Genomic DNA, 13,515 nt, shown 5'->3' with positions numbered 1-13,515 from the left:
ATTTTTGGTTGTTTACTTTTGACTTGATTATTCTGTTTTTAATAATAAAAACGTTTAAAAGCTTCGATGGCTTCATATTCGGCAAGCCCTAAATCGTCGTACAATTTTGCCGTGTTCTTGTTGCGATCTTCGGCTCTTACCCAGAATTCCCTTGAATCGTTTCCTTGAAACATCACCCTGTCTTTTTGAGACTGATGGTACAAAATGGCATGTCTTTTTAACATAACTTCGTCTGGACTTAATGGTACGGCCATGTCAATTTCGTGAATATCCCATTCGTGCCAAGCACCTCTATACAACCACAACCAACAATCATCCATATAAGATTCAGTTTTTAGTTTTTTCATTGCGGCAAAAATCGCATTAAGACAAACTTCATGAGTACCGTGTGGATCAGTGAGATCCCCGGCCGCAAAAACTTGATGTGGTTTTATTTTTGCAATAATATCTGCGATAATGTTAATATCAACATCACTAACAGGTTTTTTCTTTATATTCCCTGTTTCATAAAAAGGCATATCCAAGAAATGAATATTTTCATCTTTCAAACCAATATATCTTACAGCAGCATAAGACTCTCGCCTTCTGATAAGTCCTTTTAATTTTCGAACTTCAATAGAATCAATCTGATCCTCTGTTTTATTATTCAAGAAATCTATCGCTGCTTGAAAATTAATTTTACACTCATTTTCTCCAACAAAATCATTACAAACTTCGGAAAACTTAAGTGCTTCATCATCGGTAACAGCTATGTTTCCAGATGTTTGATACACTACATGCACTTCGTGACCTTGTTTTATTAATTTTGAAAAAGTTCCTCCCATAGAAATCACATCATCATCAGGATGAGGACTAAAAAGTATCACTCTTTTTTTGGCTGGATTGGCTCTTTCGGGTCTATTGCTGTCATCAGTGTTCGGTTTACCTCCTGGCCAACCTGTAATAGTGTGCTGCAAAACATTGAACATGTTGATATTTAAATCATAAGCTGAACCTCCTGAGGCAAGAAGATCAGACATTCCATTATTGTTGTAATCCCTATCTGTAAGTTTTAATATTGATTGATTTGTTTTTTTACAAAGCCAAATAATAGCTTTACTTTTTAATTCCTGTGTCCAAATACATTCTCCAACCAACCACGGTGTTTTATATCGAGTCAATTCTGAGGCAGCAGATTGATCTAAAACAAAAGTGGTATTGCTGTGATTTTGCAAAAATGTTGCAGGAACTTCAGAAGTAATTTCGCCTTGGATAGTTCTTTTGATTATTTCGGCTTTGTTCTGTCCCCAAGCCATTAAAACAATTCTTTTAGATCTAAGAATTGTCGAAACTCCCATAGTAATTGCTCTTTTTGGCACGAAATCAATACCATTAAAATCAAACGAAGCATCAACTCTGGTAATGTGGTCTAGTGTAATAATTCTAGTTCCTGAATTAATGTGTGAACCAGGTTCATTGAAACCAACGTGACCCGTGCGTCCGATTCCTAATAATTGAAAATCAAGTCCACCAGCATTTTTAATATTCATCTCATAATCAATACAATATTGATTTAAATCTTCAAAAGACACATTTCCATCAGGAATATTTATATTTTCTGATTTGATATCAATATGGTTGAATAGATGCTGATGCATAAAATAATGATAACTTTGATTATTCTCTTTTGTCATTGGATAGTATTCATCCAAATTAAAAGTGATTACATTGCTAAAACTAAGCCCTTCCTCTTTGTGCATCCGTACTAATTCTTCATATACTTTTATGGGCGAAGAGCCTGTGGCTAGACCTAAAACGCAAGATTTGTTTTCTTTTTGTTTCGATCTAATTAAATCCGCAATTTCGTGTGCAACAATTATCGAGGCTTCTGCTGAATTTTTGAAAATTTCGTTATGAATTTTTTCAAATCTTGTTTCTTCAAATTTACCGGCACTTTTATAGCTAATATCAGATTTTATTTCTAAAGCACTTTTCATTTTGTTTTTTTTATTCGATTTACTTACTTCGTTGATATTAATTATATTACAAATATAAACTGTTGATTTATTCTTCTTATAAAAACTTATTTAAATTATTCCTTATATGTCTTTTATAAACTAAAAAAAGATAATTTTTGACTGAATCTATTGATTTTGGCTTTATTTGCTTAATCATGGTATAAAGCTAACTAAAACGTTTTTCCTAAAAAAATAAATTATACCAACAGTTACTATTTTTAAACAAACGACATAATTTAATCAATAATGTGTTTTTTTAGTTCTTTTGATACTTTTTCATATTTTTATTCAAAAAAAGGTGTTTTTTATTAACTAATTGATTAAAGTTGCATAATTTTAAGATAGTGTTTTTATACTGTCTTAAAACAATAATTAGAGCTTTAAAAGATGAGTAAAATAAAAGAAATGAAATTCGACATCAAACTTCAGAACCATTTTTGGTTTTGGGGATTGTACTTTTTACTAAACTTTCTTCGTTGGGGAGCTTATTTTAATGATTATGAATATTCCTTTAAATCGAATATTATTGAATTTGCGCTGCACATTCCTTTAGTCTATTTCAATTTGTTTGTTTTGGTTCCTCGGTATGTATTGAAATCAAAATATTTCAAATATACTATTGCGCTACTATTGAGTTTAATGTCCATTTATTTGTTGAAAACGGGATTGACTTATTACATTATTTCAGAAAATATTTGGCCTGAAGCCAATAGAGAATATAAACCTTTTGAAATCAATCATATTGTAGCAGTATGCATTGGCGAATTATATGTTCTTGCAATGGCATCCTCGGTTTATTTAACGCTGACTTGGCTAAAAGAAAGGGATCGAAACAGAGCCTTGAGAGAAAATCAATTTAAAATCAAATTAAAATATTTGAAAAATCAAATTCAACCTCATTTTTTCTTCAATACCTTAAATAACTTGTATGCCCTATCATTAGAATCTTCTGACAAAATCCCTGATGTTATCATAAAGCTTTCAAAAGTGATGGAATATGTATTATATGACGTTCAGGGAACTAAATTTGTTCCGTTGATTAAAGAAATTGACTATCTCCAAAATTATATAGAGATTGAAAAACTTCGTTTTGAAAACGTAGAAGTGACCATAAATATAGAATCGAATATTGATGAGGTCAAGGTCCCTCCCTTATTATTTATTTCACTTCTAGAAAACGCCTTTAAACATGGTGGTTTGAATAATGATAATCTTAAAATAAAGATAAATTGTAAAATAATTGGTGATTCCATATTGCATTTTGAAATACTAAATAATTTTGTACTTTCACAAAATTTTAAAACCAAAAAAGGTATTGGTTTAATAAATACTAAAAAGAGATTAAAATTAATTTTTAAAAACAATTATACTTTAGAACAAAAAGTAAAGTTCAATTATTATATCATCCGTTTGCAAATACCAATTCATAATGAAGATTAAATGTATTTTGATTGATGATGAACCATTAGCCATAAAAGTCTTGCGAAATTATTTTAGTAATTTTTCGGATTTTGAAATTATTGGTACGTTTTACAATGCATTAGAGGCGCTAGAATTTATAAATAACAATAATGTTGATGCCATATTTCTGGATATAAACATGCCAATGATGACTGGTTTTGAATTGATTAGTTTAATAGAGAATAAAACTAATATCATCATTACTACTGCTTTTAGAGAATTTGCTGCCGAAAGTTATGATCTGGAAGTTTTGGATTATTTAGTAAAACCCATACCCTTACCTCGATTTATCAAATGCATCAATAAGATTTCGGCTGAATTCAATTTGAAAAACAATATTAAAATTGAAAACCATCGAATTGATCCGCATATTTTCATTAAAGTAGATAAAAAAATGGTGAAAATCACAATTGATGAAATCCTTTTTATCGAAGGAATGAAAGAATACATAAAAGTAGTTACTATAGATAAAACCTACATTACACACAAATCGTTGACCTCTTTATCTGAGGAACTGCCTCTGGATCGATTTGCACGAATCCATAAATCCTACACCATTGCAATTGATAAAGTAAAATTTATAGAAGGAAATAGAATCCAAATTCTTTCCTATACAATACCAATTGGTCGAAATTATTGTAAATATGTAAAAAATAGAATTTTGGAACAAAGTACAGTGCAATAATTGCCTCAAATTTTACACATTGTTGAACAAATAACGTTGTTTGTTTATATTTAACAATATTTTTTCTAATATATTTTTTTCTATAATAGCTAACAGATATATTTACAGTCTTATAACAGATATGCAAAAAAATTAACCTTAAACCATTAACCAATTTACAATCATGAGTTCAGAAAATTTAAAAACCAAATGGGGACAATTTATTCCCTTAGTAACCGTATTTTTCTTTTGGGGGTTTGTTGCTGCCAGTAACGATATTTTAATCCCGGTATTCAAAAAAGCATTTGATTTAACCCAAGGTCAAAGTCAGTTTGTATCCATCGCTTTTTATATTTCTTACACCGTGGGTTCCTTGATTTATATGGGGATTTCTTTATTGATGAAACAAGATTTAGTAAACAAAATTGGCTATAAAAACGGACTGGCATTGGGATTGGTAATTTCTGCCCTTGGAACTTTGTTGTTTTATCCAGCCGCTAATTCTGGATCATATCCTTTAATGTTAGCAGGCTTATTTACAGTTGGTTTAGGATTTTCTTTGCAACAAACGGTCGCCAATCCATTAGCGATAGCATTGGGACCAATAAAAACGGGTTCACAACGATTGACTTTGGCAGGAGGAATCAATAATTTTGGAACTACCATTGGGCCATTAATTGTAAGTTTTGCTATTTTTGGATCTAGTACCACAACAAACACCGAAATGAGTATTGAAAGCGTAAAGATTCCTTATTTAGTATTAGGGGTGGCTTTTTTACTGGCGGCAGTGATGCTGAAATTTTCTTCACTTCCGGAAAGACCGACAGCTATTGTTGAAGTTGAGAATGAAACAAGTTCTTCAAGGAGTTCAGCCTTGAAATATCCTCAATTGGTTTTGGGAATGATTGCCCTTTTTTTATATGTGGGTGTAGAAGTTTCTACAGCGAGTAATTTACCGGCTTATATGCAAACTAAATTGGGCTTTTTAACTAAGGATGTTGCGCCTTATATTTCATTATATTGGGCGAGTTTAATGATTGGTCGTTGGACCGGTGCAGTTGAAGCTTTTACTGATAATATGACAACACAAAAAATATTGAGGTTTTTGGCTCCATACTTGGCTTTTGGTGTTTTCTTATTTGTTAATGCGATAGCAAAACACGATTTAGCACCTTTCTATATTTACGGACTTATCATTTTGGTATTAATTGCTGCTGATATGGCCAGTAAAGGAAATCCTGCAAGAATGTTGCTGATTTTTGCCTCTTTAGGAATTATAGCCCTATTGACAGGGATTTCAACTAGCGGAATGTTAAGTGTTTATGCATTCACAAGTGTTGGTTTATTTTGCAGTACCCTCTGGCCTTGCATCTTTACCTTAGCTGTTAGTGGTCTGGGAAAACACACCAGTCAAGGCAGTAGTTTCTTGGTTATGATGATTATGGGTGGTGGAATTGTAAGTTGGTTACAGGGAACTGTTTCAGAAAGTATCGGAATTCAAAGCAGTTATATCGTTGGAGTTTTATGTTTTGCTTATTTAGCATTTTATGCTTGGAAAGTAAGCGGAATTTTGAAAGTTCAAGGCATCGATTTTGACAAAAAAATAAGTGGAGGACATTAATTTCCAATGGAATTTAACCTCATAAAAAAATCCCATCAGCCTAGGTTGATGGGATTTTTTAATATTTAAAACTTGTTCACTGTTCACTGAACACTTTTTCACTTATTTCCTTTTTCGAAATCTGCAATAAATTGAGCCAATCCGATATCTGTCAATGGATGTTTTAATAATCCTTCAATTGCTGAAAGTGGTCCAGTCATAACATCTGCCCCAATTTTTGCACAATTAAGAATATGCATCGTGTGACGTACCGAAGCGGCTAGAATTTGAGTTTCATAACCATAATTATCGTATATCAACCTGATTTCTTCAATAAGTGCCAAACCATCCGTACACACATCGTCTAAACGACCAATAAATGGAGAAACATAAGTAGCTCCAGCTTTGGCAGCCAACAAAGCTTGTCCGGCCGAAAACACTAAAGTCACATTCGTTCTTATTCCTTTATCTGAAAAGTATTTTGCAGCCATAATACCTTCTTTGGTCATTGGCAATTTTACCACGATTTGCTCGTGCAAATCTGATAATTCTTCTCCTTCTTTTACCATTCCGGCAAAATCAAGCGCATTTACTTCGGCACTCACATCTCCATCAACAATATTGCAAATGTCAACATAATGTTTCAAGATATTGTTTTTTCCTGTAATTCCCTCTTTCGCCATCAACGATGGATTAGTGGTTACACCGTCTAAAACGCCTAATGCCTGTGCTTCTCTAATTTGATCCAAATTAGCCGTGTCAATAAAAAATTTCATATTTTGTTTATTTAATTGTGTGTTAAAATCGATAACCTTTTGGGGTTTGCATAAAATTCGGTGCAAAATTACAACTTATAATGATTCATCAGCATTTTTTCATAAACTTTATCAGGCAAAATTCGTTTCAAAATAATCGAAAATTTCTGCATAAAAGCACCTACTTTATAATGAATTTTCGGTTCTTTGGTTTGTATGATTTCATAAACTGCCTCTGCCATTTCATTCGGATTACTGCCGCTATCCACGTGTTCGTCCATCATTTGTAGCGTATTTCCATAAGGGATTTCATAGGCCGAACCTTTGATTAAAGGTGCATGAAAACGTCCCGAAGCAATATTGGTGGCAAAATCACCTGGAGCAACATTCGTAATCTGAATCCCGAACGGCTTCACTTCCATCCGCAAGGCTTCCGTTATTAATTCCAATGCCCCTTTTGAAGCAGAATAAACGCTTCGGTAAGGCAAACCCATATAACCCGCGATAGAAGTAATATTGATTATTAAACCCGATTTTTGTGAACGCATTTGTGGTAAAACCGCTTTCATCACTTCGATTGGACCGAAGAAATTAGTCTCGAAATTATTCTTGATTTCCTCTGTTGGAATTTCTTCCAAAGGACCAGTAATTCCAACGCCGGCATTATTGATGACAATATCAAGCTTCCCCGAAGTGGCGATTATTTTGGCTACAGCCGCAATAATTGTATCCGTTTTTCGAACATCTAAAGCTACCATTGGAAAAACAGAATTTAAAACTCGCTCCGGATTTCTGCTGGTTCCGTAAACTACAAAACCTCTATTGTGCAAAAATTCACCAATAGATTTCCCTATTCCCGAGGAACCTCCCGTAATTAGAACTACTTTGTTCATTTATTTCTAGTTTAAAGATTGTTGGTATAATAAAAAACTAAATTACTTAACTCTTTTTGGTATAGTCCAAAAATAAAAAAATCTTCCGTTAGGAAGACTACTTTTGCTTAAAATAAAAAAAATGGCAAGCGACCTACATCGCACCGCTCAACCACTTACCCTTGCTATGTTCCCATCCTGGGGGATTTTGCAGGAGCTGGTCGTGTAGGACTTGCCACTGCAAATATACAATCTTTTTTATATTTTTGCAAGAGCTTTGCACCTATTAAATAACGTTGTATATTGCATTATTAAAATTTTAATTTATGAGAAATTATAACTTCCTATCTATCATTTTATTAGGAATTACATTGACGAGCTGTGGCGATACAAAAAAAAGTGACAATACTCTATTTAGTTTTGACGAATCTAAATTTAAGGAGCAATATCAGCCGCAAGACGCTTTGGAACTGGGGATTTTAAATCCAAATTCAAAAACCGTGGACAGTATTGTTTACTATGCCAACGATAAAAAAATTGCCGTAAAAAAAGGACTTGACAAACTATCTTTTGAATTAAAAGACCAAAAACTGGGGTATCAAAACTTGAAAGCCATAATATATTATGAAGGCGAAAATGCACAAGCCTCGACCAGAGTTGAGTTGGTTTCAAACATTATACCTAAATCATTAAAATACACCATTATAAATACATTTCCCCATGATACGGCTTCTTTCACTGAAGGTTTAGAGTTTTATAAAGATACTTTATACGAAAGTATTGGATTATATAAAAAATCTAAACTTTTGAAAACGGATTATAAAACTGGGAAAATTTACAAAAATTTGAAGTTGGATGATAAATATTTTGGAGAAGGAATCACTTTTTTAAATAATAAATTATACCAATTAACTTGGCAAGAAAAAACAGGATTTATTTATAATGCTGATAACTGGAAACTAGAAAAGACTTTTACTTTCGATAAAGACATTGAAGGTTGGGGAATGACCAATGATGGTAAATACATTTATCAAACCGACAAAACGGAGAAAATTTGGAAAATGGATCCGAATAATCAAAAAATGATTGATTATATCAATGTATATTCGGGTGATTCTAAAATTAAATCTGTCAATGAATTAGAATGGATTAACGGTAAGATTTACACCAATGTTTGGCAAAAGGATGCTATTGCAGTTGTAAATCCAAACAATGGTGCAGTTGAAGGAATTTTAGATATGTCAGGTTTAAGAAAATTAGTCAATGTAACTCCTAATGATTATTTAAATGGAATTGCATACAACCCGAAAACAAAAACCATTTTTGTAACAGGCAAAAACTGGGATAAAATGTTTGAAATCAGAGTTTCTGAATAATTTCAAAAAATAAATGACAACACTAATCGTCAATATAAAGGAATTACTTCAAGTTCGAAACGCATCGATTATGAAAGTTTCCGGTGATGAAATGGCAGTCCTTCCCACAATAAAAAATGCCTTTTTATTGATTAAAAATGAATTAATTGCAGGATTTGGCCCAATGTATGATTTGCCTAAAATCAATGCCGATAAAGTTATGGATGCCACCGGAAAAATGGTGTTGCCTTCTTGGTGCGACAGTCATACTCATATTGTATATGCGGGCAATCGAGAGCGGGAATTTGTAGATAGAATTAACGGACTTTCTTATGAGGAAATTGCCAATCGTGGTGGCGGAATATTAAATTCGGCCAAAAAACTCAACAAAACTACCGAGGAAGAAATTTATAACCAATCAAAAGTGCGACTTGAAGAAATAATGCGACTGGGAACTGGTGCAGTCGAAATAAAATCGGGCTACGGGCTTACTGTAGATGGCGAACTAAAAATGCTTCGGGTAATCGATCGATTGTCAAAAAATTATCCCATTACCATAAAAGCAACTTTTCTTGGCGCACACGCCATTCCACTGGAATTCAAAGAAAACCGCAAAGAGTATATTGATTTGATTATTAATGAAATGCTTCCTGAAATTGCCCAAAACAAACTGGCAGACTTTATAGATGTATTCTGTGAAACTGATTATTTTACGGTTGCCGAAACAGAACAAATTATGGCTGCCGGCATAAAATTTGGTTTAAAACCAAAAATCCACGTCAATCAATTTAATTCCATTGGCGGAATCCAAGCAGGGGTAAAATACAATGCACTTTCAGTCGACCATCTCGAAATAATGAAATCGGAAGATATTGAAGCGCTGAAAAACACAGAAACAATGCCAGTAGCCTTGCCTTCTTGCTCCTATTTTTTGGGTATTCCATATTCTCCTGCCCGTGAAATGATTTCGGCAGGTTTGCCATTGGCGCTCGCAACCGATTATAATCCGGGTTCAACGCCCTCAGGTAATATGAATTTTGTAGTTGCGACAGCCTGCATAAAAATGAGAATGACTCCCGAAGAAGCCATAAATGCAGCTACAATAAATGGAGCTTATGCCATGGGCATATCAGAAACCCACGGAAGCATTACCGTTGGTAAAAAAGCCAATTTTATTATTACAAAACCTATTTCTTCCTATTATCAGCTACCTTATGCTTTTGGCAGCAATCTAATCGACGCCACATTCATCGAAGGTGAGGTTTTTGCATAAAAAAAGAGGAACAAAATGCTCCTCTTTTCTTTATTAAAACTTTATTCTATTATTTCAAGGTAAAACTTGTTTTAGAAACCAACTCGTCTTTGTCGAAAACATTTACAAAATACGTTCCTTTTTCAAAATTTTTACCTGGTAAATCCTCTGAAACCTGAACTGTTTTGTTTTCATAATTTACATTGGTCACAAAACTATAGGTCAACGATTTATCGCCAAAAGTATCGGTTTTCTTGTCACCAAGAACATTGTTTTTACTGTCAATTACTTGCACATAATAGGTTTTATCGCCAGATTTTGCAATTTGATTTTCGGCAATTGTAAAACTGATTTTAAGAACATTGGCTCTACCCGCTTTTTCAGTTTCTACTTGTTTACCTGAACTTCTCACTTTATAAGCTGCCGTTTTCATATTTAAAACAGTCAATTTTGATCCTTTTTCAACTGTTTTTGACAACTCCTCGTTTTGACCCACTAATACTTCATTGTATTTTTTTGATTCTCCCAATACAACAGTAGTACTGTCACGTTGTGTGGTTAAAGTCGTATTTTGTGTTTTCAAGCCTTCATTCTCCGCCATTAAAACTTTCATGTTTCCTTGTAAAGCAACGTATTGATTTTTGTATTTCGCCAATGAAGCCACATCTCCTTTAGATTTTTTTAGGTCTTCAATTAGATTTACCACCTTATCCCTTTCCTTAATTAATTCCTCAGACATAGAGGTATTCTCTGAAATTGCAGTATCATAAGTAGTTTTTAACTCTTGTAAGTCCTTCATAACAGACTCTTTTTCGGTAACCGTTTTTGTTAATTCAGTTTTTACATCTTTAGCATCAGATGTCACTTTAAAAATATAAACTAAACTTCCTATTAACAGAATTGCTAAAACGGCAATAATTACCTTTAGACTTGAACTTGAACTGCTTTGTTGATCTTCCATATTTTTTTTTTTTACAAATTTAATAATATAATATGACGTAATAACGAATTCTCAACAATTATATTATATTTGAATATTATTAAACATCATGGAAAAACTCATCGCATTTACCACCAAAGACCTTGCAAAAATTACTAACCACAGAAGTGGCGAAATAAAGTTTGGAGAAAAAATGCTTACGATACCAAAGGAAATGGATCCCGTTTCTTTTTTAAAAACTTGTGAAGCAAAATATATACTGTTCGGAATCCCTGAAGATATAGGCATAAGAGCCAATTTTGGCAGACCTGGAGCCGCATCAGCATGGGAAAGTGCCATAAAAAGCATTGCCAATATTCAACACAATCGTTTTTGCAAAGGCAATCAATTACTTGTTTTAGGACAGCTTGACGTATGTGAAGAAATGAAGGAAGTGGAACATCTGAATTTTAACAATGCTGACGATCGCTCAAAATTGAGTCAACTGGTAAAAAAAATTGACAAAGATGTTTCCCATATTATTTTCAATATTATTAAATCTGGGAAAATTCCCATAATTATTGGGGGTGGACACAATAATTCCTACGGAAACATAAAGGGAACCGCGCTTGCCAAAGGGAAACCCATTAATGCGATAAATTTTGATGCCCATTCTGATTTTAGGATTCTGGAAGGACGTCATAGCGGGAATGGTTTTTCGTATGCTTATGAAGAAGGTTTTTTGAAAAAATATTTTGTCTTTGGCTTACATGAAAATTATACTTCCAAAAGCGTATTGGATATTATTAAAAAAACCGAAGACCGTGTACGCTATACTACGTATGACAGTATTAATATTAGAAAAGAAAAAGAGTTTAATCAGGAACTGGTTAATGCCCTGGAATTTATAAAAACTGATTTTTACGGAATTGAAATAGATCTTGATGCGATTCCAAATATTGCCAGCAGTGCCATGACATTGAGCGGCTTCTCCATTGAAGAACTTAGACAGTTTGTTTCTTATTTTGCAAAAAATAAAAATGCGTCTTATTTGCATATTTGTGAAGGCGCTCCCGATTTATGTGAAGATCAAAACGGTCATTTAATAGGTAAACTTATAGGCTATTTAGTAACCGATTTTATAAAAGCAAATTTGTAAACTTAATTTGGTAATTCAGTTATTTGTTGATTTTGAATCTTGTTTAAACGAATAACCGACTAACCAAAATAGCAAATCAACAAATAATCCTATCTTTGCGCCACTATCTATGTACTTATTACATGATATTTAATACAAAAAATATGTTATTCGAAGATTTATCACTTTCAAAAAGTATACAAAAAGCCGTATTTGAAGAAGGCTACACTAACCCCACTCCTATCCAAGAACAATCAATTCCTCTAGTTTTAGCAGGAAGGGATTTAATAGGTTGTGCACAAACAGGAACAGGAAAAACGGCAGCATTTGCTATTCCCATCATACATCAATTACACCGAATTGTAGGCTCATCAAAAAAAGCCAAAGAAATTCGTGCCTTAATAGTAACTCCTACTCGGGAATTGGCGGTGCAAATTGGTCAAAGTTTTGATACTTACGGTAAATATACCAATTTAACCCAACTCACCATTTTTGGTGGAGTATCACAGGTTCCGCAAGTAGACACTTTACGAAAAGGTGTCGATGTACTTGTGGCAACACCTGGAAGATTGCTTGATTTACACAAACAAGGTTTCATAGATTTAGACCATTTGCATACCTTAGTCCTTGACGAAGCGGATCAAATGCTGGATATGGGATTTATAAATGATGTAAAAAAAATTGTAAAGCTTACGCCAAAAAACAGACAAACGCTACTGTTTTCTGCAACGATGCCCATCGCCATTCGAGAATTGGCCGAAATGTTCTTGAAAGATCCGGCAAAAGTAGAAGTTTCTCCTGTATCATCAACCGCTGAAAATGTAGAACAACGTGTCTATTTTGTTGAAAAAACAGAAAAAAGAAACTTGTTGTACCACTTGATAAAAAATGAAAATTTATCGGATGTATTGGTTTTTTCAAGAACCAAGCACGGTGCCGATAATGTTGTCAAAGCGTTGCGAAAAAACAATATCGCCGCCGAAGCCATTCACGGAGACAAATCACAAAATGCAAGACAACGCGTTTTAGATGCTTTTAAAAAGAAAGAAGTTGGTGTTCTTGTAGCAACTGATATCGCAGCTCGTGGTATTGATATTGACCAATTGCCGTTTGTAATCAATTTCGATTTGCCAAATATTCCAGAAACCTACGTGCATAGAATTGGTAGAACCGGTCGTGCCGGAAATGAAGGAATTGCCATTTCATTTTGCAGCAAAGACGAACATCAGTATTGGAAAGACATTCAAAAACTCATAAAAGTGGATGTAAAAACCATAAATGACCATCCATATCCTTGGTATTCCGGAAGCCCTGAAACCGCTCCTGCCTCTCCTCAAAAAAATTCAAACCGAAGTGCCGGTGCGCATAAATCAAGGAAATCGGATGTATCAAAACAGAATAAGAAACGCTGGTATTAATTGCATATTTATCCCGTAATTTTATTCAAAAAAAACACTTTTTAGCAAAACTAAAGAGTGTTTTTTTTTAACAGTAAGTGTTTT

Annotated in this window: 11 protein-coding genes and 1 other RNA gene; 7 read left to right on the top strand and 5 right to left on the bottom strand. The window is 33.5% G+C overall.

From position 1 onward, the window contains the following. Positions 1-38: 38 nt before the first annotated feature. A complete protein-coding gene (gene nagB / locus B2145_RS14865; protein ID WP_291103905.1) occupies positions 39-1,976 on the bottom strand; it encodes a glucosamine-6-phosphate deaminase in 1,938 nt (645 codons plus the stop codon). Between the two features lie 408 nt (positions 1,977-2,384). Between nagB and B2145_RS14860 the strand changes: the two genes are divergently transcribed. The 3 genes from B2145_RS14860 to B2145_RS14850 all read left to right on the top strand — a co-directional run bounded on the left by B2145_RS14860 (position 2,385) and on the right by B2145_RS14850 (position 5,743). Further along, complete coding sequence (locus tag B2145_RS14860; protein WP_291103902.1) at positions 2,385-3,437, top strand: sensor histidine kinase; 1,053 nt, start codon at positions 2,385-2,387, stop codon at positions 3,435-3,437. Beyond that, positions 3,427-4,143: a LytR/AlgR family response regulator transcription factor gene (locus B2145_RS14855; RefSeq protein WP_291103899.1), complete on the top strand. Its 717-nt coding sequence runs from the start codon at positions 3,427-3,429 to the stop codon at positions 4,141-4,143. The genes B2145_RS14860 and B2145_RS14855 overlap by 11 nt, the downstream gene beginning before the upstream one ends. Before the next feature lie 163 nt (positions 4,144-4,306). Next, positions 4,307-5,743, top strand: a complete 1,437-nt coding sequence (locus B2145_RS14850; protein ID WP_291103896.1) for an MFS transporter — start codon at positions 4,307-4,309, stop codon at positions 5,741-5,743. Positions 5,744-5,841: 98 nt separating this feature from the next. Here the strand turns inward: B2145_RS14850 and fsa are convergent, their stop codons facing one another. The 3 genes from fsa to ffs all read right to left on the bottom strand — a co-directional run bounded on the left by fsa (position 5,842) and on the right by ffs (position 7,587). Next, positions 5,842-6,498, bottom strand: coding sequence for a fructose-6-phosphate aldolase (fsa, locus tag B2145_RS14845; protein WP_291103893.1), 657 nt, complete (start codon positions 6,496-6,498; stop codon positions 5,842-5,844). Between the two features lie 68 nt (positions 6,499-6,566). Further along, positions 6,567-7,370 carry an SDR family oxidoreductase gene (locus B2145_RS14840; RefSeq protein WP_291103889.1) on the bottom strand — a complete coding sequence of 268 codons (804 nt, stop codon included), beginning with the start codon at positions 7,368-7,370 and terminating at the stop codon, positions 6,567-6,569. 119 nt (positions 7,371-7,489) lie between these two features. Beyond that, positions 7,490-7,587: signal recognition particle sRNA small type (gene ffs, locus B2145_RS14835), an RNA gene on the bottom strand. An 88-nt stretch (positions 7,588-7,675) separates the two neighbouring features. Here ffs and B2145_RS14830 point away from each other — a divergent pair. After that, positions 7,676-8,725, top strand: a complete 1,050-nt coding sequence (locus tag B2145_RS14830; RefSeq protein ID WP_291103886.1) for a glutaminyl-peptide cyclotransferase — start codon at positions 7,676-7,678, stop codon at positions 8,723-8,725. Between the two features lie 13 nt (positions 8,726-8,738). Further along, entirely contained in the window at positions 8,739-9,977 is a 1,239-nt protein-coding gene (gene hutI, locus B2145_RS14825; protein WP_291103883.1) for an imidazolonepropionase, read from the top strand. A 49-nt stretch (positions 9,978-10,026) separates the two neighbouring features. Here hutI and B2145_RS14820 read toward each other — a convergent pair whose 3' ends face one another. Then, a complete protein-coding gene (locus tag B2145_RS14820) occupies positions 10,027-10,917 on the bottom strand; it encodes a hypothetical protein (RefSeq protein ID WP_291103880.1) in 891 nt (296 codons plus the stop codon). Positions 10,918-11,005: 88 nt separating this feature from the next. Between B2145_RS14820 and B2145_RS14815 the strand changes: the two genes are divergently transcribed. Both B2145_RS14815 and B2145_RS14810 read left to right on the top strand, forming a co-directional pair. After that, on the top strand, positions 11,006-12,034 hold the full coding sequence (locus B2145_RS14815) for a formimidoylglutamase (RefSeq protein WP_291103877.1): 1,029 nt from the start codon (positions 11,006-11,008) through the stop codon (positions 12,032-12,034). A 143-nt stretch (positions 12,035-12,177) separates the two neighbouring features. Then, positions 12,178-13,431 (top strand): DEAD/DEAH box helicase, encoded by a 1,254-nt coding sequence (locus tag B2145_RS14810; RefSeq protein WP_291103873.1) that lies wholly within the window; start codon positions 12,178-12,180, stop codon positions 13,429-13,431. Positions 13,432-13,515 lie beyond the last annotated feature (84 nt).

The sequence above is a fragment of the Flavobacterium sp. UBA5153 genome (assembly GCA_002413745.1).
Lineage (GTDB): Bacteria > Bacteroidota > Bacteroidia > Flavobacteriales > Flavobacteriaceae > Flavobacterium.
This window is presented reverse-complemented; position numbering and strand designations above follow the sequence as displayed.

Bases quoted from the DNA above. Each gene is read 5' to 3' on its own strand.
- nagB (WP_291103905.1), bottom strand. From the start codon at position 1,976: ATGAAAAGTGCTTTAGAAATAAAATCTGATATTAGCTATAAAAGTGCC.
- B2145_RS14860 (WP_291103902.1), top strand. From the start codon at position 2,385: ATGAGTAAAATAAAAGAAATGAAATTCGACATCAAACTTCAGAACCAT.
- B2145_RS14855 (WP_291103899.1), top strand. From the start codon at position 3,427: ATGAAGATTAAATGTATTTTGATTGATGATGAACCATTAGCCATAAAA.
- B2145_RS14850 (WP_291103896.1), top strand. From the start codon at position 4,307: ATGAGTTCAGAAAATTTAAAAACCAAATGGGGACAATTTATTCCCTTA.
- fsa (WP_291103893.1), bottom strand. From the start codon at position 6,498: ATGAAATTTTTTATTGACACGGCTAATTTGGATCAAATTAGAGAAGCA.
- B2145_RS14840 (WP_291103889.1), bottom strand. From the start codon at position 7,370: ATGAACAAAGTAGTTCTAATTACGGGAGGTTCCTCGGGAATAGGGAAA.
- B2145_RS14830 (WP_291103886.1), top strand. From the start codon at position 7,676: ATGAGAAATTATAACTTCCTATCTATCATTTTATTAGGAATTACATTG.
- hutI (WP_291103883.1), top strand. From the start codon at position 8,739: ATGACAACACTAATCGTCAATATAAAGGAATTACTTCAAGTTCGAAAC.
- B2145_RS14820 (WP_291103880.1), bottom strand. From the start codon at position 10,917: ATGGAAGATCAACAAAGCAGTTCAAGTTCAAGTCTAAAGGTAATTATT.
- B2145_RS14815 (WP_291103877.1), top strand. From the start codon at position 11,006: ATGGAAAAACTCATCGCATTTACCACCAAAGACCTTGCAAAAATTACT.
- B2145_RS14810 (WP_291103873.1), top strand. From the start codon at position 12,178: ATGTTATTCGAAGATTTATCACTTTCAAAAAGTATACAAAAAGCCGTA.